19 protein-coding genes are annotated in these 23897 nt (G+C 70.4%); 12 read left to right on the plus strand and 7 right to left on the minus strand.

What is annotated here, in order from left to right; genetic code table 11:
• Positions 1-375 precede the first annotated feature (375 nt).
• The 5 genes from C9I47_RS16060 to C9I47_RS16080 all read left to right on the plus strand — a co-directional run bounded on the left by C9I47_RS16060 (position 376) and on the right by C9I47_RS16080 (position 4620).
• Positions 376-2280: a SpoIIE family protein phosphatase gene (locus C9I47_RS16060; protein WP_190238541.1), complete on the plus strand. Its 1905-nt coding sequence runs from the start codon at positions 376-378 to the stop codon at positions 2278-2280.
• On the plus strand, positions 2274-2705 hold the full coding sequence (locus C9I47_RS16065; protein ID WP_111267661.1) for an ATP-binding protein: 432 nt from the start codon (positions 2274-2276) through the stop codon (positions 2703-2705). Before C9I47_RS16060 ends, C9I47_RS16065 begins: the two co-directional genes overlap by 7 nt.
• The gene (locus tag C9I47_RS16070) at positions 2705-3094 is read left to right on the plus strand and encodes an STAS domain-containing protein (RefSeq protein WP_111267662.1); all 390 of its coding nucleotides are present in this window, start codon (positions 2705-2707) and stop codon (positions 3092-3094) included. Before C9I47_RS16065 ends, C9I47_RS16070 begins: the two co-directional genes overlap by 1 nt.
• A gap of 29 nt (positions 3095-3123) precedes the next feature.
• Positions 3124-3522, plus strand: coding sequence for an STAS domain-containing protein (locus C9I47_RS16075; RefSeq protein ID WP_111267663.1), 399 nt, complete (start codon positions 3124-3126; stop codon positions 3520-3522).
• Between the two features lie 624 nt (positions 3523-4146).
• Positions 4147-4620, plus strand: a complete 474-nt coding sequence (locus C9I47_RS16080; protein WP_111267664.1) for an REP-associated tyrosine transposase — start codon at positions 4147-4149, stop codon at positions 4618-4620.
• 228 nt (positions 4621-4848) lie between these two features.
• Here C9I47_RS16080 and C9I47_RS16085 read toward each other — a convergent pair whose 3' ends face one another.
• Positions 4849-7143, minus strand: coding sequence for an NADP-dependent malic enzyme (locus C9I47_RS16085; protein WP_111267665.1), 2295 nt, complete (start codon positions 7141-7143; stop codon positions 4849-4851).
• A 175-nt stretch (positions 7144-7318) separates the two neighbouring features.
• On the opposite strand from C9I47_RS16085, the gene C9I47_RS16090 reads away from it, so the two are divergent.
• Positions 7319-8722: a hypothetical protein gene (locus C9I47_RS16090; RefSeq protein ID WP_111267666.1), complete on the plus strand. Its 1404-nt coding sequence runs from the start codon at positions 7319-7321 to the stop codon at positions 8720-8722.
• Here C9I47_RS16090 and C9I47_RS16095 read toward each other — a convergent pair.
• A complete protein-coding gene (locus tag C9I47_RS16095; protein ID WP_111267667.1) occupies positions 8719-9990 on the minus strand; it encodes a flavohemoglobin expression-modulating QEGLA motif protein in 1272 nt (423 codons plus the stop codon). The two genes, C9I47_RS16090 and C9I47_RS16095, sit on opposite strands and share 4 nt — an antisense overlap.
• Positions 9991-10110: 120 nt before the next feature.
• On the opposite strand from C9I47_RS16095, the gene C9I47_RS16100 reads away from it, so the two are divergent.
• A complete protein-coding gene (locus C9I47_RS16100) occupies positions 10111-10713 on the plus strand; it encodes a hypothetical protein (protein WP_111267668.1) in 603 nt (200 codons plus the stop codon).
• A gap of 15 nt (positions 10714-10728) precedes the next feature.
• Here C9I47_RS16100 and C9I47_RS16105 read toward each other — a convergent pair whose 3' ends face one another.
• From C9I47_RS16105 to rsgA, 3 genes are all read right to left on the minus strand, one after another.
• Positions 10729-11883: a cytochrome-c peroxidase gene (locus tag C9I47_RS16105; protein WP_111267669.1), complete on the minus strand. Its 1155-nt coding sequence runs from the start codon at positions 11881-11883 to the stop codon at positions 10729-10731.
• 1 nt (position 11884) lies between these two features.
• The gene (locus tag C9I47_RS16110) at positions 11885-14452 is read right to left on the minus strand and encodes a TonB-dependent receptor (RefSeq protein ID WP_111267670.1); all 2568 of its coding nucleotides are present in this window, start codon (positions 14450-14452) and stop codon (positions 11885-11887) included.
• Positions 14453-14756: 304 nt separating this feature from the next.
• On the minus strand, positions 14757-15965 hold the full coding sequence (gene rsgA / locus C9I47_RS16115; protein WP_407067528.1) for a ribosome small subunit-dependent GTPase A: 1209 nt from the start codon (positions 15963-15965) through the stop codon (positions 14757-14759).
• 203 nt (positions 15966-16168) lie between these two features.
• On the opposite strand from rsgA, the gene C9I47_RS16120 reads away from it, so the two are divergent.
• The 3 genes from C9I47_RS16120 to C9I47_RS16130 all read left to right on the plus strand — a co-directional run bounded on the left by C9I47_RS16120 (position 16169) and on the right by C9I47_RS16130 (position 18860).
• Positions 16169-17428, plus strand: coding sequence for an aminotransferase class I/II-fold pyridoxal phosphate-dependent enzyme (locus tag C9I47_RS16120; protein ID WP_111267671.1), 1260 nt, complete (start codon positions 16169-16171; stop codon positions 17426-17428).
• Between the two features lie 118 nt (positions 17429-17546).
• Positions 17547-18161, plus strand: coding sequence for an SGNH/GDSL hydrolase family protein (locus C9I47_RS16125; protein WP_111268194.1), 615 nt, complete (start codon positions 17547-17549; stop codon positions 18159-18161).
• Between the two features lie 9 nt (positions 18162-18170).
• A complete protein-coding gene (locus C9I47_RS16130) occupies positions 18171-18860 on the plus strand; it encodes a methyltransferase domain-containing protein (protein WP_111267672.1) in 690 nt (229 codons plus the stop codon).
• Between the two features lie 820 nt (positions 18861-19680).
• On the opposite strand, the gene C9I47_RS16135 is transcribed toward C9I47_RS16130, so the two are convergent.
• Entirely contained in the window at positions 19681-20460 is a 780-nt protein-coding gene (locus C9I47_RS16135; protein WP_111268195.1) for a polysaccharide deacetylase family protein, read from the minus strand.
• Positions 20461-20594: 134 nt separating this feature from the next.
• On the opposite strand from C9I47_RS16135, the gene C9I47_RS16140 reads away from it, so the two are divergent.
• Both C9I47_RS16140 and grxD read left to right on the plus strand, forming a co-directional pair.
• Positions 20595-21626, plus strand: a complete 1032-nt coding sequence (locus tag C9I47_RS16140; protein ID WP_223250186.1) for a DUF1176 domain-containing protein — start codon at positions 20595-20597, stop codon at positions 21624-21626.
• Between the two features lie 50 nt (positions 21627-21676).
• Complete coding sequence (grxD, locus tag C9I47_RS16145) at positions 21677-22606, plus strand: Grx4 family monothiol glutaredoxin (protein ID WP_111267674.1); 930 nt, start codon at positions 21677-21679, stop codon at positions 22604-22606.
• Positions 22607-23230: 624 nt separating this feature from the next.
• On the opposite strand, the gene C9I47_RS16150 is transcribed toward grxD, so the two are convergent.
• Positions 23231-23776 carry a carboxymuconolactone decarboxylase family protein gene (locus tag C9I47_RS16150; RefSeq protein ID WP_111267675.1) on the minus strand — a complete coding sequence of 182 codons (546 nt, stop codon included), beginning with the start codon at positions 23774-23776 and terminating at the stop codon, positions 23231-23233.
• Positions 23777-23897 lie beyond the last annotated feature (121 nt).

Genomic DNA, 23897 nt, shown 5'->3' on the forward strand with positions numbered 1-23897 from the left:
GGCATGCCCCAGGATTGACCCGTAGGAGCTGCGTGAGCTGCGACCCAGGCTTTCCCATGAAGGCCCTCTCGGTTCACGCCGCTCCTACAGAGGCGAGGGGCCGCGGGCCGATCGGTGACCGCGAACGCGGCGCAATGCACATTTCCGACACATGGCTGCTGCGTATGATCGGCCTGCGTCGGCCTCGAGGCGCCCGGTGCCCCCGGGCGATCCACGCGCTCGGCAGTCCAGGGCGTGCGGTTCCGGTGCGGCGAGGATTCGCCACCGATGACGGATCGGAGTGAGCACGGGCCTGCAGGGGGGCCAACGGAGCAGCGTTCGGGCACGCCGGGCCGGCAGGTCCACTGGCGGCACAGCCTGCGCACGCGGATCGCGTTGTGGTCCGGCTTGGTCAGCGTGACGGTGGTGGTGCTGATGACCGCGGCGATGGCCGGGTACACGCACTGGCGGATCGACCAGGAGGCGCGGCTGACGACCCTGGCCAATGGCCAGCAGATGGCCGAGCACCTGGACACGATGATGGACACGGTCGCGGTCACCGCCGGCGCGCTGTCGGAACTGGCGGCCGACTCCCCCCTCGATCCGCGGGACCTCACCGAAACCCTGCGCGCGCTGGTCGAGGCGACCCCGGGCTGCGCCGGCGGCCTGCTGGCGCTGGAAGCCGACGGCGGCCGCGAGGCCTACACCCGCTACGTCAGCCTCGATCGCCCCGACCGCGACTTCATCGCCGACGGCTACGACTACCGCACCCGCGCCTGGTTCCAGCGCACCTTGTCCGAGCGCGCGGGCTGGTGGTCGGAGCCGTATTTCAACGAGACCGCCGGCGGTGTGTGGATGGTCACCTACAACGCGCCGCTGCGCCGGCGGGGCCGCAGCGGCGAGGCGCTTGGCATGGTCAGCCTGGACCTGCCGCTGACCGCGCTGACCGACCCGCTGCAGACCCTCGCCCACCTGCCCGGCTGGCAGGTCTGGCTGGTCGCCCCCGAAGGCACCGTGGCGATGGGGCCCGACGCCTCGGCGGACGCTGGACAGCGCTCGCTGGACGTCCATGTCGCCGACACCGGCCGCGGCGACCTTGCGCCGCTGGCGGCGGCCGCGGGCGAGCACCGTCACCTGCTGCTGTCGCACACCAACCAACGCAGCGGCGAGGACCTGCTCAGCGTGATCGGCCCGGTCGGCGACAGCGGCTGGTCGGTGCTGGTCTCGCAGTCGCATGCGCTGATCGAGGCGCGGCTCAACCAGGCGCTGGCGCTGCTGGCGGCCGGCGGTCTGGTGCTGGCGCTGCTGTGCACCCTGCTGGTGGGGCGGCTGGCGCGGCGCATCGCCCAGCCGGTGCAGCGGTTGTCGGACTCGGCCGCGCGGCTGGCCGACGGCGACTACACGACCCCGGTGCCGGACCTGCATCGCGGCGACGAGGTCGGGGTGATGGCGCGCACCCTGGAGCATGCGCGCAGCTCGATCCAGCGCCAGCTGGTCGAGATCGAGGAGATGGGCGCGGCGCGGCAGAAGCTGGAGAGCGAGCTGTCGATCGCGCGCGACATCCAGCTGGCGATGCTGCCGCCGGGCCGGGTGATCGATCGCGCCGACCATCACCTGGAGGCCTATGCCCAGCTGGAGCCGGCCAAGGCGGTCGGCGGCGACTTCTACAGCTTCGTCGAGCTGGGCAACAACGACCTGTGGTTCGCGATCGGCGACGTCTCCGACAAGGGCGTGCCGGCGGCGCTGTTCATGGCCCGCACCACCACCGTGCTGGAGGCGGCCGCGCGCGGCGGCGGCGATCCCTCGCAGGTGCTGGCGGCGGCGTCGCGGCGGCTGGTGGAGGGCAACGACACCTGCATGTTCGCGACCGTGCTGTGCGGGCGGATCAACGTACGCAGCGGCGACTGCGTGCTGGCCAGCGCCGGCCACGACCCGCCTGTGTGCCTGCACCCGGACGGCCGCATCGAGACCCTGCCGGTGGAGACCGGCGGACCGCTGGGCTTCGAGCCGGCCGAGGCGTTCCCGCTGTGGCGCTGCCGGCTGGAGCCGGGCATGACCCTGCTCGCCTACACCGACGGCGTGACCGAGGCCTTCGACGCCGGCAACGTCGCCTTCGGCATGGAGGGCCTGATCGCCAGCGTGCGCGCCCATCGCGACGCCCGCGGCCAGTGCGAACGCCTGATCGCCGAGGTGCACGCCTTCGCCCAGCCGGCGGCGCAGGACGACATCACCGTGCTGGCGATCCGGCTGCGGCTGGACCCGACCCCCGAAACGCCCATGGAGGCATCGAACGCATGCTGATCCGCCTGATCGTGCCCGGCGAACTGGCCCGGGTGGAGGACCTGAACGCATCGCTGGAGGCGGTGCTGAAGCTGCACGGCATCGACGCCGAGCTGTGCGCCGACGTGCGGCTGATCGTCGAGGAGCTGGCCAGCAACGTGATCAAGTACGGCGGCGACCCCGAGGGCGTCCCGCGTCACGAGCTGTCGGTGCACATCGCGATCGCCGGCGAGCTGCTGCGGCTGGAGTTCCGCGACACCGGCGCTCCGTTCGACCCGACCCAGGCGCCGCCGCCCGACCTCGACGGCGACATCCTCGAACGCGACGTCGGCGGCCTGGGCGTGCATCTGATCCGCAGCCTCGCCGAATCGGTCAGCTACCGGCGCGAGGAGCCGTACAACCTGCTCGACCTCAGCCTTCGCATGAACCAGAAGGAGTCCGCGTGATGAGCCTGAACATCGACATCCAGCCCGCCGCCGCCAGCCAGCGCGTCGCTCTCGGCGGTCGTCTCGACACCCACACCCATGCCGAGCTGGACGCCGCGCTGACCCCGCTGCTGGCCGACCCGTCGATCACCACCCTGGTGCTGGACCTCAGTGGCCTGGAGTACATCAGCTCGGCCGGGATCCGCTCGGTGTTCCGCGCGCGCAAGGCGCTGGCGACGCGCTCGGGCAAGGTGCTGGTCGCCAACCCGCAGCCGCAGATCAAGAAGGTGTTCGACATGGTCAAGGCGGTGCCGATGAACTCGATCTTCGCCTCGGTCGAGGAGGCCGACGCCTATCTCGACGCGATGCAGCGCAAGGTGCTGCAGGGCGCCGACGAGGACGAGGACTGAACGGCCACCGGCGCAGGACGGGCACGACGATGCTGCAGATCGAGACCTACCCGCCGGTCAACGGCAATCAGTACCTGAGGCTGTCGGGACGGCTGGACACCCACACCCACGTCGAACTGGAGACCGCGCTGGCGCCGCTGCTGGATGCCGGACCGCGCGCGCTGGTGCTCGACATCGCCCACCTGGAGTACATCAGCAGCGCCGGCATCCGCACCCTCCTGCGCGCGCGCAAGGCGCTGGCGCCGGAGGGCGGCCAGGTCCTGCTGCTGCATCCGCCGCCGCAGATCCGCAAGGTCATCGACCTGGCCAGGGCGGTGCCGCTGGAAGCGGTCTTCGACACCCGCCACGAGGCCGACGCCTACCTCGACCGCATCCAGCAAGGCGTGCTCGACGGCGACCTCGACATGCCCGACGACGGCACCCCCTGACCCGACACCGCGCTCCTACGAAAGGCATCAGCGCGCGCATCGGCATGCCCCAGGATTGACCCGTAGGAGCTACGTCAGCTGCGACCCGCGGACTTCCCATGAAGGCCCCATCGCGGCTTACGCCGCTCCTACGAAAAGCATCCGCGCGCGCATCGGCATGCCCCCGGGATTGCCCCGTAGGAGCTGCGTCAGCTGCGACCCGGGCTTTCCCATAAAGGGCCTCGCGGCTTACGCCGCTCCTACGAAAGGCATCCGCGCACGCATCGGCATGCCCCAGGATTGACCCGTAGGCACTGCGTCAGCTGTGACCCGGGCTTTCCCATGAAGGCCCTCGCGGCTTACGCCGCTCCTACGTCAGGTGTCATGGCACCTCAGCCCCCTGAGTCAGGGGGCGATTCGTGCCGAAGGCGCGAATGGGGGTGTGGAAGCGCAACGGCGGGGCCCAAGGTTTGCGCAGCAAATTTTGGGGATTCCCGGGCGCAGCACGGGGATCGCGGCTTACGCCGCTCCTACGAAAGGCAGGAGTTGCATTGCCAGCCCTGCCCGTTCCCGGGACAAAGTCCGACCTTAACCAGCGCCATTCACCGATCTTCGTGCCGCATATCGCGTCTGCATGCTCATCGCATGAAGACCACTCGATCATCAGGACATGGTCACGCCGCGCTGCGGCGGGGGCGAACCTCCACCGCCGGCCAGATCTACCTGGTGACCTTCACCACCCACAATCGATGCCGGTTGTTCGCCGACCCGGCACGCGCGATGACCGCGGCCCGCGCACTGGTCGATCCCCGCTGCTGGACCAGGTCGCACCTGCTGGCGTGGGTGCTGATGCCGGATCACTGGCACGGGTTGGTCGCTCTCGGCGAGGACGACGCCCTGCCCGCCCTGATCCGACGGATCAAGACCAGTACCGCCCGCTGCGTGCGCCGTGACCAGCGACATGCTGGGCCAGTGTGGGCACGCGCCTACCACGACCATGCGCTACGCAAGGAGGAGGACCTGCTCGGCGCCGCCCGCTATCTGGTGATGAACCCGGTGCGCGCCGGCCTGGTGCGTCGCTGTGGGTGGTACCCGTACTGGGATGCGGTGTGGCTATGACCCGCTCACCATGTGGGTTCCGTAGGAGCTGCGTGAGCTGCGACCCCGGGCTTTCCCATGAAGGCCCCATCGCGGCTTACGCCGCTCCTACGAAAGGCATCAGCGCACGCATCGGCATGCCGCAGGATTGACTTGTAGGAGCTGCGTGAGCTGCGACCCGGGCTCTCCCATGAAGGCCCCATCGCGGCTTACGCCGCTCCTACGAAAGGCAGGAGCGGCGCGATGCGATCAGGCCTTGTGGCCGGCCTCGCGGGCGGCGCGGATCTGGGCGTCGACCGCGGCGATGGCGGTCATGTTGACGACCCGGCGCGAGGTCGAGTTCGGGGTCAGGATGTGCGCCGGCTTGTCCAGGCCCATCAGGATCGGCCCCAGCGCGACGCCCTCGGTCATCATCCGGATCATGTTGTAGGTGATGTTGGCCGCGTCCAGGTTCGGCATCACGAACAGGTTCGGGCGCCCTTCCAGGGTGGTGTTGGGGAAGATCCGCTTGCGCAGGTCCTCGTCCCAGGCGGTGTCGGCCATCATCTCGCCGTCGACCACCAGCTTGGGCATGCGCTGGGCCAGGATCTCGCGGACCTTGCGCATCTTCGCCGCCGACGGGTTGTCGTGGCTGCCGAAGTTGGAGTGCGACAACAGCGCGACCCGCGGTTCGACCCCGAACAGCTTCAGCCGGTAGGTCGCCTGCAGGGTCGCCTCGGCGATCTGCTCGGCCGGCGGATCGACCTGGACGTGGGTATCGAGGAAGAACCAGACGCCCTTGTCGTTGATCACGCCGGTCATCGCGGCGGTGCCGGTGACGCCGCGCTCGAAGTCGAACACGCTGCGCAGGTAGCCGAGCTTCTTGTGGAAGCGCCCGACCAGGCCGCAGATCATCGCATCGGCCTCGCCGCGCTCGACCATCAGCGAGGCGATCAGGGTCGGCCGCGAGCGCAGCAGGTTCTTGGCCGCGGCCGGAGTGACGCCGCGGCGCTCGGTCAGCGCGTGGTACTGCTGCCAGTAGTCGTTGAAGCGCGGGTCGTCGTTGATGTTGGTCAGCTCGTAGTCGGCGCCCTCGCGCATGCGCAGGCCGAGGCGCTCGATCCGCGCCTGGATGACCTCCGGGCGGCCGATCAGCACCGGATAGGCGAGGCGCTCGTCGACCACGGTCTGCACCGCACGCAGCACGGTCTCCTCCTCGCCCTCGGCGTAGACCACGCGCTTGCGGTCGCTGCGGGCGCGGTCGTAGACCGGCTTCATCACCAGACCGGTGCGGTGGATGAACTGGCCGAGCTGCTCGACGTAGGCCTCGACATCGTCCAGCGGACGGGTCGCCACGCCGGACTTCATCGCCGCCAGCGCCACCGCCGGCGCCAGCATCACCAGCAGGCGCGGGTCGAACGGACGCGGAATCAGGTACTCGGCGCCGAAGGTCGGCACGTCGCCGCCGTAGGCGCTGCCCAGGTCGCCGGCCTCCATCCGCGCCAGCCGCGCGATCGCGCGTACGCAGGCCAGCTTCATGTCCTCGTTGATCACGGTCGCGCCGACATCCAGCGCGCCGCGGAAGATGTACGGGAAGCACAGCGCGTTGTTGACCTGGTTCGGGTAGTCCGAACGGCCGGTGGCGATGATGCAGTCCGGACGGACCTTCTTGGCGTCCTCCGGCAGGATCTCCGGGTAGGGGTTGGCCAGCGCCAGGATGATCGGCTTGTCGGCCATCTTCGCGACCATCTCCGGCTTGAGGATGCCGCCGGCGGACAGGCCCAGGAACAGGTCGGCGCCCTCGACGATTTCCTCCAGGCTGCGCTTGTCGGTGTCGCTGGCGTAGCGCGCCTTGTCCGGGTCCAGGTTGGGGCGGCCGCTGTAGATCACGCCCTCGCGGTCGAACGCGGTGATGTGCTCCTTCTTGACCCCCAGCGCGACCAGCATGTCCAGGCAGGCGATGCCGGCGGCGCCGGCGCCGGTGGTGGCGACCCTGACGTTCTCGATGTCCTTGCCGGCCACTTCCAGCGCGTTGAGCACGGCCGCGCCGACGATGATCGCGGTGCCGTGCTGGTCGTCGTGGAACACCGGGATCTTCATCCGCTCGCGCAACTTGCGCTCGACGATGAAGCACTCCGGCGCCTTGATGTCCTCCAGGTTGATGCCGCCGAAGGTCGGCTCCAGGCTGGCGATGATGTCGACCAGCTTGTCCGGGTCGCGCTCGTCGACCTCGATGTCGAACACGTCGATGCCGGCGAACTTCTGGAACAGCACGCCCTTGCCTTCCATCACCGGCTTGCCGGCCAGCGCGCCGATGTCGCCCAGGCCCAGCACCGCGGTGCCGTTGCTGACCACCGCGACCAGGTTGCCGCGCGCGGTGTAGTCGCGGGCGGTGTTCGGATCGACCGCGATCGCCTCGCAGGCGTAGGCCACGCCGGGCGAGTACGCCAGGGCGAGATCGCGCTGGGTGACCATCGGCTTGGTCGCGGTGACCTTGATCTTGCCGGCGGGGCTGAGGCGGTGGTAGTCGAGCGCGGCTTGCTTGAAGGCGTCGTTGTCGGACATCAGGACGGGAACCAGGGACGGGCCCGTGATTCTACCGGCGATATCCACAACAACCAGTGATCCGTCAAGCACCTCGCGCCATACGCCCACGTACGAAAACCGGCCGGCGCCGCCATGCTTTGGCAAACCCGGCCCGATTGACCAGAATTGGCGGTTCGCAACCTGCGGATTCCGGATGGCCCGCCCGCCGACCTCCACGCCCCCCATCCCGGCCTGGCTGCTGCCGGCCGCGGCCCTGCTCGCGTTCCTGGCGCAGTGGCCGCTGGTCGCCAACCCGGGCTACTTCAGCCACGACGAGCTGCAATGGGCGGCGCGCGCATGGTCGGCCGACGGCGGCCCGCTGCCGTGGATGGCCTGGACCGATCCGGGCGTGTTCCAGTACCGCCCGCTGACCTTCAACCTGTGGCTGTGGCTGTCGCGGCACCTGTTCGACACGCCGATGGCCTTCCACGCGGTGCTGGTGGCGATGGGCGCGCTCAACACCGCGTTGCTGGCCGGACTGCTGCGACGCCTGGGCGCGGCGCCGGCGATGGCGCTGATCGGCGCGCTGGGCTTCGCGCTCGGCCCCTACGCGACCTATGTGCACGGCTGGGTCGGCACCATCGGCGACCTGTTGTGGGTGGCGATGGCGCTGGCCTGCGGCTGGGTGTGCAGCACGTCGAGCAGCACGTTGCCCGGCGCGCGGCGCCCGCGCCAGGCGGCGGTCGCGATCGGCTGCGCGCTGCTGACCGCCATCGGCCTGCTGGCCAAGGAAGCGGCGTTGTCGATCCCGGCCCTGCTGGCGGTCGCCGCCCTGCTGGACCGCGAGCGGCCGGGCTGGCGCTGGGGCCTGCTGGGCTCGGCGTTGCCGGCGGCGGCCTACCTGGCCCTGCGGATCGGCGTGCTCGGCGCCGCCGGCGAGGGCTCGGGGGCGTATGCGTGGTCGATCGAGCGGATCCCGGTCCGCGCCCTGGAGTACTTCGTGTTCCTGCCGCAGTTCGGCGCCTTCGAAACCCTGAGCGCCCTCGTGCGCGGGTTCGCCGACCCCTCGGTGTGGGTCGCGATCGCGCTGTGGCTGGTGGTGCTGGCGGCCCTCGCCCGGACCGGCTGGCGGGCTCCGGCGGCGCTGGTCGGCGGCGGCCTCGCCGCGCTGGGCCCGGTGCTGGTGCTGCCCACCGCCTACAACCAGTACGGCTACGGCTTCGCCGCGGTCGTCGCCGGCGTGTTCGCGCTCGCCTGGCCGCGCCTGCCGCGCTGGGGCAGGGCCGCCACCGGCCTGCTCGCGGTGCTGGTGCTCTGGCACGGCATCCACGTGATGCGCTGGATGCACCGGGTCGGCGAGGTGCAGGCGGTATTCACCCCGGCGCTGGTGGAGGCGGTGCGCGACCGCGACCCGGCCCGGCCGCTGCGCCTGCGGGTCGCCGCGGATGCCAAGGCCTGGATGTTCATGCGCCTGACCCACGAGATTCCGCACGTGCGCGGCGAACCCATCGGGGGGCGCGTGGTTCTGGTCGACGGCGATGTCGAAGGCGATGCCGCGGCCGATGCGGTGGTGCGGGCGGACGGCCGCATCGAGCCGCTGCCGGCGCCGGACCGCTAGAGCTCCAGCGGTTCGTCGCCGCCGGCGATGGCGTCGAGGCGGATGCGGTTGGCGAACAGCGAGAACGCCAGCATTCCGGCCAGGCCATTGGCGCGGGTGATCCAGTGCGGCATCCAGCGCGCGGGTTCGAGCACGCCGTCGACGAACAGCGGCTCGAAGCGCTGCACGTCGGCCAGGGTCATCTTGCCGGCGAACAGCCAACGGCACAGTTGCAGCTTCTGTTCGCGCAGCGCCCAGCGGAAGAAGGTGTGCACCGAGACCAGGCCGCGCAGGTAGACGGTGTCCTTGGTGAACGCGCAGCCGCCGCTGACCGGCACCCCGCGGAACACCCGCTGGGCCGAGGCGAAGCTCTCCTCGGCGGCCTGGCCGGCATCGAGGAAGTAGCGGAACACCTCGACGAAATCGGCCCCGCCCAGGGCCATGTCGACCGCCTCGATGCGCAGGCTGATCCGCTTCATCCGGCCAATATCAATACTGCCGGTGATCTGCTCGGCGAAGGTCGCCAGCCCCTCCTGGGTCTCGGTGCTGCGCGGCGAGGACAGCCCCAGGCTCGGCAGCACCGGCTGCTGGCGGCCGTTGATCGCGGTCAGCGAATGCACGAAGGCCTCGTGCTGCAGCAGCTGGTCGCGGTCGTAGTCGCTGAAGGCGGCATTGCTGCGCAGACGGATGCGGGTGGCGCCGGCGGCGGCCTTGGAGATCAGCTCCGGGTCGAGCTCGACCTCGATCACCCGTTCGCCGAAGAAATTGTCCAGCTCGCGCTGCAACTGCAGTTGCAACGCGGTCGCCGACACGGTGATGTGCTCGGCCGGCGCCATCAGCTCGCGGTCGAGTTCGTCGGCGATCGAGATGAAGTGCTGCGCCGCCTCGCGCGCGCTCGGGCCGTCGCCGGGAAGGGCCTCGTCGGGGCGCCCGAACAGCCGCACCGAATGCGCGGTCACCGCCGGCGTGCCCAGCGATTCGAGCAACTGCGCCGCGATCCCCCAGCTGTGCGCCGACTCGCGCAGGTACTGGCCCAGCGGGTGGTCGGGATCGGCCTCGGCGGCGACCGCCTCCAGCTCGGCGCGGACCTCGGCGAAGTCGTGGCGCGGGTATTCGATCCGCGGCAGGGCCAGGCGCCCGGTAGCGTGTTCCTCCAGGAACCGCTGCTCCTGCCCGGCCGGCCAGCTGGTCAGGGTCAGCAGACGGATTCCGCGCGCGGCCTGGACCATGCGCGCATCGAGCGCGGCATGGTGGGCGATCGCGAGGTCGTCGGCGCTCGTTCCCTTCATCCGTGCATGCTACCCATTCGCGACCGGGCCGTGCCGCCGCGCGTCACGCCGACCCGACGGGAGATGGAATAATCCGGCCGACCCGGTGCGCCGGCCCCTCGACCCGACCAGGAAAACGCCATGACCGAACCCGCGACCCCGCAGCCCCCGCTCCGCTCCAGCAGCCGCCTGTTCGAGATCGTGATCGGCATCGGCGTGCTGGTGATCTCGGTGGTTTCGGTCTTCGTCGCGGTCAACGCCAACCGCACCCAGGAGCGCATCCTCGCCGCCAGCGTGTGGCCGTCGCTGATGTTCGGCACCAGCAACGCGTCGACGGAAGGCGCGCCCCAGATCACCCTCGACCTGCTCAACCGCGGCACCGGTCCGGCCCGCGTGCGCTGGGCCGAGCTCCTCTACAAGGATGCCCCGGTACGCGATTCCGACACGCTACTGTCGCTGTGCTGCGGGGTCCCGGCCAACGCCGCGGACGATCCGACCCTGCTGTCCAGCGGCATCCAGCGGCGGGTGATCGCCCCCGGCGAGTGGATCAACCTGGTCCGTTACCCCCAGCCCGACCCGGTGACACCGGCCTGGGAGGCGCTCGACCGCGAACGCCACAACGTCCGCCTGCGCGCCTGCTACTGCTCGGTGCTGGACGAGTGCTGGCTACTGGACAGCAACCGCGACGACCCCGAGCCGGTGAACCAGTGCCCGCGCACGCCCGGCGTGCTGTGGGGCAGCTGAGGCGGGAGCGCGGGCTCATAGCGTCTGCAGGAATTCGGTGATCGCCTCCAGTTCGCTGCGGTGCAGATCGAGCGGCTCCAGCATCGGGTCCGGGCGCGGAAACAGCGGATCGTCCTCCTGGCCGGGCCTCGGCCGGGGTCTCGGCATCCCGGCGTTGTACATGTTCATCACCCCGCGAAGGTCCCTGAAGATGCCGTTGTGCATGTACGGGCCGGTCCGGCGCACGTTGCGCAGGGATGGGGTACGGAACTTGCCGCTGTCGGCCGGATCGCCGGTCACCTCGTAGCGGCCCAGGTCCTGGCGCGAACGCCCGTAGAAGTGCAGGCCCAGGTTGTGGAAACGGTTGTCGGTCAACGCCGGACCGCTGTGGCAGCTCATGCAGCGGCCGTGGGTGCGGAACAGGTGCAGGCCCCACAACTGCCGGTCGCTGAGCAGGTCGCGGCGCCCTTCCAGAAACCGGTCGAAGCGGTTCGAGCGCGGCACCAGGCTGCGCTGATAGGCGGCCAGCGCCTGTGCGACCCGGTGGATGCCGATGCGACGCTCGCCGAACACCTGTCGGAACCGTTCGCGATAAGCCCCGTCGCGATTCAGGCGCCGCTCCACGTCGGCGAGACTGGCCGCCATCTCGACCCGGTCCTGGATCGGATGCAGCGCCTGCGCCTCCAGGCTGCCCGCGCGCCCGTCCCAGAACAGCGGCGCCGCATACGCCGCCATCGCCACGCTCATCGCGTTGCGCCTGCCGGCCTGGCGGTCATGACCGAACGACACGCTGCGTCCGTCGCCCCAGCCCAGCTGACGGTCGTGACAGCTGGCGCAGGCGATCTGGCCGGACCCGGACAGCCTCGGGTCCTCGAACAGGGCCTTGCCCAGCGCCACCTTCTCCGGCGTCCCCGGATTGTCGGGCGGCTCGGGCACCCGTCGCGGCAGCGGCGCCAGCTCCTGCCAGACGGCGCCCTCGGCGACCTGCGGCGCCGGCCATTCGCCGATCGGCCGCGAGTAGATCTCGCGCAGGCAGGCGAAGTCGATCGACGGAGCACTGGGAGCAATCCGCTGCCGGCAGACGTCCCCCCCCTCCTGCACCGCATTGTCCGCATCCGCCACCGCGACCGGGGCGAGGCCGGCCAGCAACAGCAGCGCCGCGGCGCTGCCCGATCGTGCGACCCGTCTCATCTCAGAACCGGTACCCCAGTTCGAGCCAGTAGCTGCGCCCGGGCTCGTAGTAGCTCACTCCGCCGGGCGCCCCCGACAGCGGGTTGCGCCGGTTCGTCACATTCTGCGCCTCCACCCGCACATAGGCCTCGCTGTCGCCGGCCAGCGGCAGCGTGTATTCCACCGTGCTGTCCCAGGTGAACGTGCGCGGCAACTCGTAGCGCCGGATCACGTCGATCTCCTCGCCCTGGTACGGCTCGGTATCCACCGTGGCCAGACCGGTATGGCCGGCGCGATAGCGGAAGAAGTTGCTCCACAACAGGCCCCAGCGCGCGATCCGGGTCTGGCTGGACAGGCGCGCCGTCCACGGGCGGTTGTAGCTGCTCTGCGGCAGCTCGTAGGCGCGGATCAAGGTGCCTTCGTAACGGACCCAGCGGTTGTAGCTGCCGTCGGTGTAGCTGCTCTCGTAGTCCGAATAGTTGCGGCGCACATCGGTGTGGTCGAACGCGAACTGCCAGTGGGTGGCGGCGCCGCGCCACGCCCAGGGCTTCTCGGGCCCGATGCTGAGCGTGTAGGTGTCGCTGCGGCTGCGACCGGCGTTGACGTACTGGTAGACGTTGCTGGAGTAGTAGCCGCTGTCGTCATCGCTCGCCACGCGCTGGCGCAGCACCTCGTCGTGGCCGTCGCGACGGACGTACTTCAGGTTGATGTCCAGCCCGCGCCAGCGCTGGTTGATTCCGCCATTGAGCTCGTCGCTGTACGGAATATCCAGCGTCTCGAACCTGTTGTTGGCGGTGTACTGCCGACTCGGCGTCCACTCCAGGGTGTCGGCGGTGCGGGTATGGGTGGTCTGCAGGTTCTCGCGCCCCTCGCGCAGCTTGTAGGAGAAGAAACTGCGGCCGTAGTAGCGGTTGGCGCCCGCGGTAAGCAGGGTCCGGCGGTCGCCGAACATGTCCCACGACAGCGCCAGTCGCGGTGCCACGGTGGTCTTGTCCATCAGGTCGTCGCCGTCCACCCGCAGCCCGGCGCGCAGGCTCCAGCGCCCCAGGCGGATGTCGTCCTCGACGAACACGCTCCACTCCTTCACCCGGGCCTCGAAGTGGCCGGCGCGGTAGACGTTCATGGTGCGGAAGTACTGCCCCTGTCCGGCCACCAGGCCGCCGCTGGTGCTGGCGTACACCGGCGCGAGCGAGCAGGCCTCGGTATCGACCGTGCCCGAGGCCGTGGTGCAGGTCGTGGTCGCGCTTGGACTGAGATAGCTGTAATGGTCGTTGAGGCGGTGATAGGTGCCCAAGCGGTCCCGGTACTGCAGGCCCAGTTGCAGCGCGTGCTCGCTGCCACCCCAGCGCATGGGCTCGCGCGACAGGGTGAGCCCGTAGCCGCTCGTGCGATTGCGCTGGTCGACGTTGCCCCAGTTGCCCTCGAAGCTGCTGTTGTTGACGCCCCAGTCGAACTCGCTCGAGCGCGCCCACGACTTCCAGTAGTCGACCGCCGGTTCCACCCGGCGCGAGCTCTCCATATCGCTGTGGCTCAGGGTCTGGGCCAGCGTCCAGGCGCCGTGCCCGCTGCTCATCCTCACACTGGCGATCGGCCCGCCCTGTTTCAGGTCGAAATAGGAGTTCTTGGCGTTCTGGGTGAAGTAGCGCTCATCGGTGGGCGCGTAGGTCAGGCTGGCGGCCAGATCCACGCGCTCGCCGGTCCAGTCCAGACGCAGGCTGGCGCTGGTGTTCTGGCGACGCTGTTCCTTGATGAAGGCGTCGTCCGGGCTCACGTTGCCCGAGGAATAGCCGCGCAGCGGAATGTCCGAGCGGGTGCGCTGCACGTTGGCGATCCAGCCCAGCCCCCGCGACGTGCGCCCCTCCAGCATCGCGGCGAGTCGGTACTTGTCGTAGTTGGGCTGGGTGGTATAGCGCGAGGAAAGCCCGGCGCTGTCCTCGTCGCCCTCGGGCAGGATCATCTCGTTCCATGCCGAGCGCGACATGCGCAGGGAAACCTTGCCGCCGAAGCCGTCTTTGGCCTTCCTGCTCTGCGCATCGACCACTCCGCCGTTGAACCCGCCGAAACCCGCCGGCACGTTGCTGTCGTAGACGGTGAGCCGGCCGATCAGCTCGGTGTCCAGGGCGATGCCCTGGGTCGAACTGGGAACGTCGGCGACGTGGTGCGGATTGTCGGAGCTGGGGTCGAGATCGTTGTTGAACGTGGCGCCGTCGAACCGGAACAGGTTCTGGTAGTACAGGCCGCCATTGATGCTGATGTCAGAAGGACGGATTTCGCCCATGCGGTTCGACGACGCGGCCGCCGAATCGTCGAACTGCACGTTCGGATTGATCCGCAGCAGGGTGCCAATATCGCCGTTGCCGCGCACCTGGTCGTCGATGTAGCCCTCGTTGAGGACCATCCCTTCCTGGTACGGAAACAGGCGCTGGCCGACGACGGTGATCGTGTCGAGGGTCGGCGGATCGGCCAGATACCTCGACGCGGACGTGTCGGTGGCGGATTCGGACGATGCGGGTGCCCCATCGTCAACGCGCTCGGCGGCATGCGCGCCGGCAGCCATGATCGGAACGATGGCGAGTGTCAGAAATCTCATCGGAACTCTCGAAGCGGAAGGAGGCCGGTCGGGCCGGATCCGCTGGCGAGAGAACGTCTGGAAAGACGCTCGGCTGGCTGGTCAAGGGAGTCTGCAAACCCCGTTCACATTTGTCAATGAAACGTTTTCATCGCCCACGATCGCGCACGCGGGACGGACAGGATCGGCCAGGTGCCGGATCAGCCTTTCGACGACCAGCCCTTCGACGGCCAGCCCTTCAATGACCCGGCCGCTGGATTCGATCGTTCGCGCCGGGCCGGCGCAAGGTGAGCGGACCGCCGTCCGGGCCCCGCGGGCGCTCCTGCTAGCGCTTGCCGTACTTGTCGGTCTGCCGCTTGTTCACGGCCTTGCTCTGGACCCGGGTCTGCGCCTTCTGGGCGAGGCGGTCGGCGAGCTTGCCGGCGGCACCGGCGACTTCGTCGCGCAGCTTGAGGTAGTTGGCGAAGCGCTGCGCGTCCAGGGTCCCGGCCTCGATCGCCGCGCGCACCGCGCAACCGGGCTCGCGGGCGTGGGCGCAGTCGCGGAAGCGGCATTGCTCGGCCAGGGCCTCGATGTCGGTGAAGCTCTCGGCGACGTCCTCCTCGCCGGTGGGCTTGAGCTCGCGCATGCCCGGGGTGTCGATCAGGCAGGCGCCGGACGGCAGCGGGATCAGCGCGCGATGGGTGGTGGTGTGGCGGCCGCGCGAGTCGCTCCCGCGGACCTCGCCGGTCTTCATCCGCTCGATCCCGAGCAGGCTGTTGGTGAGGGTCGACTTGCCGGCGCCGGAACTGCCGACCAGGACCACGGTCCGCCCGGGCCGCAGCCAGGGCGACAGGGTGGCGACGGCATCGCGGTCGCGCGCGTTGAGCGCGCATACCGCCAGACCGGGGTCGCCCAGCGCGCGCAGCGCCTGGGTGGCGGCAGCGACCGCGCCCGGCTCGGCCGCCTCGGCCAGGTCGGCCTTGGTCAGCACGATCACCGGTTCCAGCGCCGAGCGTTCGGCGGCATCGCCGGTGCCGCTCACCAGCAGCAGGTAGCGCTCGATCCGGCGCGGATTGAAATCGTCGTCGAGCCCGCTGACCACGAACACGGTGTCGACATTGGCGGCGATCAGCTGCTGCCGGTAGTGCTCGCCGGCGGCGCCGCGCTTGATCGCGCTCCAGCGCGGCAGCAGGGCGACGATCCGCGCCGAGCCGCCCTCGCCCTCGACCAGCACCCAGTCGCCGACCGCCGGCCGTTCCTCCGGCGCGACCTCGCCCTTGCGGTACTGGGCCGGCCGGGTCCATTCCGGCAGGGACTCGGCCCGATAGCTGTTGCCGGGAGCGTCGCCGGTATCCGGAGATTCGGCGACCATGTAGCCGCTGCGGTGCTGTTCGACGATCCGCGCCGGCCGCGCGGCCGGATGCGCGTCGAGCAGGCGGGCCCAGCCCGGCGGGAGCGCCGCGTCGGTGGCGGCGTCGATGCCGGTGCGCAGCCCGTTCACGGGCCAACCGATCGACTGCAGGTCGGCGATGGTGGCGGTCAAGGGCGGCAGCTGTCCGGTCGCATGCTGCGGATTCTATCCGCGCCGGGTGTCGTCGCGGCCAGCCGGGAGCGCCCGGATCGCCGCTGAAGGGCCGTTGCGGGGACGCTGGACACGGCTCCGCATTCGGATAGTCTGGCGGACAATCGCGATTTCCACGCAGCGCCAGGCCCCGCGCCGACGCGCCCCTTCCACGCCCGCCGCCCCCTCCGCCGATGCCGCCATCCAGCCTCAAGACCCGCGAACGCCTGTCCGAAGTCCGTTACGAGATACGCGGCGAGCTCGCCCGGCGCGCACGCGAGCTGGAGGCCCAGGGCCGCACCCTGATCAAGCTCAACATCGGCAACCCGGGCGCGTTCGGATTCCGCGCGCCGGCCCACCTGCAGCGCGCGATCGTCGACGGCATCGACCAGACCGACCCCTACACGCACCAGCAGGGCCTGCCGGCCGCGCGCGAGGCGGTCGCCGCCCACTACCGCAAGCGCGGCACGCCCAACGCGACCCCCGAACGGGTGTTCCTGGGCAATGGCGTCAGCGAACTGATCGACCTGTCGCTGCGGGCCCTGCTCAACCCCGGCGACGAGGTCCTGCTGCCCTCGCCCGACTACCCGCTATGGTCGGCGGCGACCATCCTCAACGACGGTCGCCCGGTCTACTACCGCTGCCTGCCGGAGAACGGCTTCCTGCCCGACCCGGACGAGATCGAGGCGCTGGTGTCCAGCCGCACCCGCGCGATCGTGCTGATCAACCCGAACAACCCGACCGGCGCCAACTATCCGCGCGAGCTGATCGAGCGGATCGTCGCGGTCGCCGCGCGCCACGGCCTGCTGCTGCTGTGCGACGAGATCTACGACTCGATCCTGTACGACGGTGCCGGCTTCCAGCCCATCGCGCCGCTGGCCGGCGACGTGCCCTGCCTGTCGTTCGGCGGCCTGAGCAAGGTCCACCGCGCCTGCGGCTGGCGGGTCGGCTGGGCGGTGCTGTCCGGCGATCCGCTGGCGATCGGCGAGTTCCATCACGCGATGGACCTGCTCGGTGCGCTGCGCCTGTGCGCGAACGTGCCCGGCCAGTTCGCGGTCGAGGCGGCGCTGCACGGCGACAACACCATCGACGCGCTGTGCGCGCCCGACGGCCGGCTGTACGAGGCGCGCCGCGCGGTCATCGACAGCGTCGCCGCCAGCCGCCATCTGCAACTGGTCGCCCCGGCCGGTGCGCTGTACGCCTTCCCGGCGGTTGCCGGCGCCGCCGCCGAAGGCTTCGACGACCACCGCTTCGCGCTGGAACTGCTGGAAACCGAAAACGTGCTGGTGGTGCCGGGCAGCAGCTTCAACGTGCCCTACCGCAACCACTTCCGGGTGACCCTGCTGCCGCAACCCGACGAACTGCGCGAGGTGTTCCAGCGCATCGAACGGGTCCTCGACCGCCGCGCCGACCGCGACGCGGATGGCGGATCGGCACGTGCGGCGCTGGGCTGAAACCGCCCTCGCGACGGCGCGGCGGGCGTTCGGCGCCGGCCATCCGCTCGTCGCTGCGCTGGTCACGACCGCGCTGCTGGCCGCCTGCGCCGGCCCCACCCGACCCAAGGAACCGACGATGACGCCGACGCCCTACCTCGCCCTCGGCGACAGCTACACGATCGGCGAGGCGGTGGCCGAGGACGACCGCTGGCCGGTACGGCTCGCCGCCGCCCTGCGCGACGAAGGCGTGGCGCTGGCCGACCCGCGCATCATCGCCACCACCGGCTGGACCACCGACGAGCTGGCCGAGGCGCTGGACGCGGCCGAGCCGCTGGGCGAATGGGGCTTCGTCAGCCTGCTGATCGGGGTCAACAACCAGTACCGCGGACGCAGCCTGGACAACTACCGCAGCGAGTTCGATGCCCTGCTGGTGCGCGCGATCGGCTATGCCGGCGGCCGCGCCGACCGGGTCATGGTGCTGTCGATCCCGGACTGGGGGGTGACCCCGTTCGGCGAGCGCGACGACCGCGGCGTCGACGCGATCGGCGCCGAGATCGACGCGTTCAATGCCGCCGCCCGAGAACTGTGCGCGGCGCGCGGGGTCGTGTTCGTCGACATCACCCCGGTCTCGCGCGAGCACGGTGCCGAACCGGCCATGGTGGCCGAGGACGGCCTGCATCCGTCGGCCTCGATGTACGCCGAGTGGACCCGGGTCGCACTGCCGGTGGCACGCGGGCTGCTGGCCGACTAAGTCCGCCGGATGAGCGACGACGCGCGCCCGTTGCCTTCGGCCACCGCACGCGCGATCGCACGCGCCTACCGCCCCGCGCATCCGCTGGGCAGCTACTGGGACTACTTCTACGTCCGCGGCAAACTGTCCAGCGATCCGCTCTACCCCGGCATCGTCGACGCCCTGCGCGGCACCTCGGCGCCGGTGCTGGATCTGGGCTGCGGGCTGGGCCTGCTCGCCCATGCGCTGCGCGACGCCGGTCTCGCCCTGCCCTACCGCGGCGTCGACATCGATGCCGGCAAGATCGCCCGTGCCGCGCGCGCGGCCGACCGGGCCGGACTCGACGCCGGATTCGCCCGCCTCGACCTGGCCGGCGGACTGCCCGCGCACCGCGGCAGCGTCGCCGTGCTGGACGTGTTGCAGTTCGTGCCGCGCCAAGCGCACGACGGCATCCTCGACGGCGCGATCGCGATGCTGGCGCCGGGCGCGAAGCTGGTGATCCGTACCGGCTTCGACGACGGCGGCAGCCGCGCCCGGGTGACCCGCGCGGTCGACGTGTTCTCGCGGGTGCTGGGCTGGATGAACGCCGCGCCGCGACACTACCCCGAGCGCGAGGCGCTGTGCGCGCGCCTGGCCGACGCCGGACTGAGGGTCGAGGTCGACTCGTTGTCCGGCGACACCCCGTTCAACAACTGGCGGGTCGTCGCTCACGCGCCATAGGCACCTGCGGTGCGCCCACATCCCATGTAGGAGCGGCGTAGGCCGCGAGGGCCTTCCCACGAAAGCTTCATCGCGGCTTACGCCGCTCCTACGAGAAGCGATCTAGCGCGGGCCCAGCCCCCTGAGTCAGGGGGCGATTCGTGCCGTAGGCACGAATGGGGGTGTGGCAACGCAACGGTGGGGCCCAAGGTTTGCGAAGCAAACTTTGGGAGATATCCGGGCGCAGCGGGATATCGTTTCCCCCTGAGTGAGGGGGCGATTCGCATCGCAGATGCGAATGGGGGTGTGGAGGCGCAACGGCGGGGCCCAAGGTTTGCGAAGCAAACTTTGGGAGATATCCGCGCGCAGCCGGATATCGTTCCCCCTGAGTGAGGGGGCGATTCGCATCGCAGATGCGAATGGGGGTGTGGAAGCGCAACGGCGGGGCCCAAGGTTTGCGAAGCAAACTTTGGGAGATATCCGGGCGCAGCCGGATATCGCGGCTCACGCCGCTCCTACGGGAGGCTTCGACGCGCGCATCGGCATGCCGCGAGATTGACCTGTAGGAGCTGCGTCAGCTGCGACCGGGGCTTTCCCATGAGCGCTTCATCGCGGCTTACGCCGCTCCTACGAAGAGCGCTTGTCTGTCTCATGAGCCCAGCCCCCTGAGTCAGGGGGCGATTCGCGCGCAGCGCGAATGGGGGTGTGGAAGCGCAACGGCGGGGCCCAAGGTTTGCGCAGCAAACTTTGGGGATTCCCGGGCGCAGCCCGGGGATCGCGGCTTGCGCCGCTCCTACGAAAAACCGTGCCGCCAGGATCGCGTCGCGGTCCCGACAGGCGGTCAGCGCGCGTCCGGCAGCACGCCGCGGTACCCCAGTTCGTCCATCCGCCGCAGCCATGCCGCCAGGATGGCGACGCTGCGGCCATGCGCGGCGCCCTCGTGCAGCAGCACGATCGCGCCCGGCCCGATGCCGCCCTCCAGACGGGTGACCACGATCGCCGGATCCTGCTCGACCGCATCGAAGCCGCGCGCGCACCAGGCCACCCGCGCCAGACCGTGTCGTTTCAGCGCCGCGGCCACGAACGGATTGGCCATGCCGACCACCGCGCGGAACCAGCGCGGCGGCTGCCCGAGGATGCCGGCCAGGGCCGCCTGCGCCTCGCCGATCTGCCGGGCCATCGCGCGCGGCCCCAGCATCCAGAACCTCGCGGCGGGGTGGTCGAAGCTGTGGTTACCGACGCCGTGGCCGCGCTGCACGATCTCGCGCACCAGCTCGGGGCGTGCCAGCGCACGCGCGCCGACCACGAAGAAGGTGGCCCGGGCGCCATGCGCGTCGAGCAGGTCGAGGATCGCCAGGGTGTCGTCGGAGGGACCGTCGTCGATCGTCAGCCACAGCTCGCGGGCATCGGTCGGCAGCCGGGTCAGCACCGGTCCGAACAACCGCGACTGCGGCTTCAAGGTGCCCCAGACCATGGCCAGATGCGTCGCCAGCAACGCCGGCAGGCCCCAACGCCAACCGGCCCAGGCCCACAGCGCCAACACCGCCAGCTGCGAGACGGCGAAGGCCCACGCCCAGGCCCATGGGTATCGCGGCGGGCGGTGCGGGGACGAAGCGGACATGCGCGCGATCATGCCACGCCGGCAACCGCCCGGCGCGGAACCCGCCTGACGGGAATGGGCAACGAGTAGAATCGCCACTCTCCCACGGACAGGTGAACCGGACCATGCAGGGAATGCCCGGCTGGATCGTACTCATGGCCGCATTGGCGTCGTCGCCATCGGCCACCACCCGCCCCGGCGTCCATTTCGAGCACCACGACTGGCTGCTGGCCTGCGACAACACCGGCACCTGCCGTGCGGCCGGCTACCAGCCCGGCGGCGGCGACCTGCCGGTATCGGTCCTGCTCACGCGCCACGCCGGACCGGGGCAGACGGTGACCGCCGAAGTCCAGATCGGCGACGCCTGGGACGCCTCCGGAGAATCCGCGCAGGAAGCGTTTCCGCTGACCTTGCGGATCGACGGCGGCGATCTGGGCACGGTCGCCGCCGACGGGGCGCTGTCCTCGCCCCAGACCGCCGCCCTGCTCGGGGCGCTCGCCCGCGACACCCGGATCGAGTGGATCGCCCCGGGCGGTACGGTCTACCCGCTTTCCGACCACGGTGCCGCCGCGGTGCTGTTGAAGATGGACGAGGCCCAGGGACGGCTCGGAACCCCCGGCGCGCTGATGCGCAAGGGCACGCGCGACGAATCCCAGGTGCCGGCCGCGCGGCCGATGCCGGTGATCGATCTGCCCGCGCTCGACGATGCCGGGATCGCGTTGTCGCCCGATGAGCACACGGCCCTGCTGCGCGAACTGGAGGCGCAGCTGGAGCCCGACGCGTGCCCGAGCCTGTCCTTCGGCAACGACGGCAATCCGGTCTCCGACCTCAGCATCAGCGGACTTTCCAACGGCAAGCGCCTGGTGTCGGCGCACTGCTGGCTCGCCGCCTACAACAGCGGCAGCGCCTTCTGGGTGATCAACGCGGAGGCGCCGTATCGACCGGTGCTGGTGACCACCGACGGCAACGAGTACTACCGCGGCCGAATCGAGGCCGGGCACAAGGGCCGCGGCGTGGGCGACTGCTGGGGCTCGCGGACCTGGACCTGGAACGGCGAGACCTTCGTCGGCAGCCACGAGCAGACCACCGGGCTGTGCCGCGGCTTTCCCGGTGGCGCCTGGCCGCTGCCGACCCTGGTCAGCGAGGTCCGCGAGGACGCCTCGCCGGCCGGGTCCGACGGCCGCTAGCGAGCAGGGGTAAAATGTCAGGTTCTCCCCCGCTTCACGGAACCGTGTCCATGTCCCTCGATCCCGCCCTGCGTTCGCGCATCGAGTCCCTGCTGCAGTCGAACAAGGTCGTCCTGTTCATGAAAGGCGCCCCTGACGCGCCGCAGTGCGGCTTCTCGGCCAAGGCCGCCGGCGCGCTGAACGCGCTGCTGCCGGAGGGCTATGCCCACATCGACGTACTGTCCGACCCGGAGATCCGCGAGGGCATCAAGGAATACGGCCAGTGGCCGACGATCCCGCAGCTGTACATCGGCGGCGAGCTGGTCGGCGGCAGCGACATCGTCGAGCAGATGCTCAACTCCGGCGAGCTGCACGGCGTGCTCGGACTGCCGGCGCCGGATCGCAGCCCGCCGTCGGTCAGCGTGACCCCGGCCGCCCGGCAGATGCTGCTCGATGCCGCCGCCAACGCCGGCGAGGGCTACGCGGTGCAGGTCGAGGTCGACCCGCGCTTCCAGACCCGGCTGCAGCTGGCCCCGGCCGACGCCAACGCGATCGCGGTCGAGATCGACGGCCTGCGCCTGCAGTTCGACCTGGCCGGGGTGCGCCGCGCCGACGGCCTGTCGATCGACTGGGTCGACGACGAGCGCGGCCGCGGGCTGGTGATCGAGAACCCGAACGCACCGCCGAAGGTCCGGCCGATCACCCCGGCCGAGGTCGCCGAGCGGGTTGCCGCCGGCACCCTGACCGTGGTCGACGTGCGCCCGGCCGCGGAACGCGAGATGGCCGCGGTCGGCATCGCCTTCTCGACCCTGGACGGGGGCGGAATGAAGCAGCTGGAAGCGCTCGACAAGACCACCCCGATCGCCTTCCTCTGCCACCACGGCGGGCGCAGCGCGCAGGCGGCCGAGCATTTCCGCGGCCTCGGCTTCCGTGAGCTCTACAACATCGAGGGCGGCATCGACGCCTGGGCCGATATCGACAGCTCGATCGCGCGCTACTGAGGGCTGCGAGATCCGGCTGTGACCGGGCCTTCCCATGAAGACTCCTCGGGGCTTCGATGCGCGCATCGACATGCCGCGGGATTGACCTGTAGGAGCTGCGTGAGCTGCGACCGGGCCTTCCCATGAACGCTTCATCGCGGCTCACGCCGCTCCTACGAAGAGCGCTTGTCTGCCTCATGAGCCCCCCTGAGTCAGGGGGCGATTCGCGCGCAGCGCGAATGGGGGTCTGGCAGCGCAACGGCGGGGCCCAAGGTTTGCGAAGCAAACTTTGGGGATTCCCGGGCGCAGCCCGGGGATCGCGGCTCACGCCGCTCCTACGAAAAGCGATGCAGCACGGCCCCAGCCCCCTGAGTCAGGGGGCGATTCGCGCGCAGCGCGAATGGGGGTGTGGAAGCGCAACGGCGGGGCCCAAGGTTTGCGCAGCAAACTTTGGGGATTCCCGGGCGCAGCCCGGGGGTCGCCGGCTCACGCCGCGCCTACGAAATGCGGTACGGCATGCCCCCCCTGAGTCAGACCCCCATTCGTGCCGCAGGCACGAATTGGGGGTCTGGAAGCGCAACGGCGGGGCCCAAGGTTTGCACAGCAAACTTTGGGGATTCCCGGGCGCAGCCCGGGGATCGCGGCTCAGGCGGCGCGGCGCAGGGCGACCTGGGGGAAGTCCAGCGGTACGTCGAAGGCGACGTTGACGTAGTTGGTGAACAGGTTCAGGGCCACGTGGGCGAGGATCTCGACGATCGCCTCGTCGTCGAAACCGGCGTCGCGCAGCGCCTGCACGTCGGCGTCGTCGACCTGGGCGCGGCGCTCGACCACTTTCAACGCGAACGCCAGCGCCGCGGCGGTGGCCGGGTCGTCGCTGTGGCCGGTCTGGGCCTGGGCCATCGCCTCGGCGCTGACCCCGGCCTTGCGGCCCAGCGCGGTGTGCGCGGCCAGGCAGTAACCGCATTCGTTGCGATTGGCGACCGCGACCGCGATCTGCTCGCCGAGCGCGGCCGGCAGGCGGCCGCCGCCCAGTGCGCCGAAGCTGCCCCACAACGCGGCCAGGGCGGCCGGCGACTGGGCCACGGTAGCGAACATGTTGGGAACGACGCCGAATGCGCCCTTGATCGCTTCCAGGGTCGGACGGCTGGCGGCCGGGGCGCTGTCGAGGGTGGTCTGCGGGATGCGGGACATGGGGTTCTCCTGGTTGTGATGTGAACGCCGGAAGCGGCGCCAGGACAATGTCGCGCAGACGACGGGACTAAAAGTCACGTATAGTCCGAAATTATCCACCCATCGTCCCAATCGGCGATTC

This window comes from Marilutibacter maris, assembly GCF_003233695.1.
Lineage (GTDB): Bacteria > Pseudomonadota > Gammaproteobacteria > Xanthomonadales > Xanthomonadaceae > Marilutibacter > Marilutibacter maris.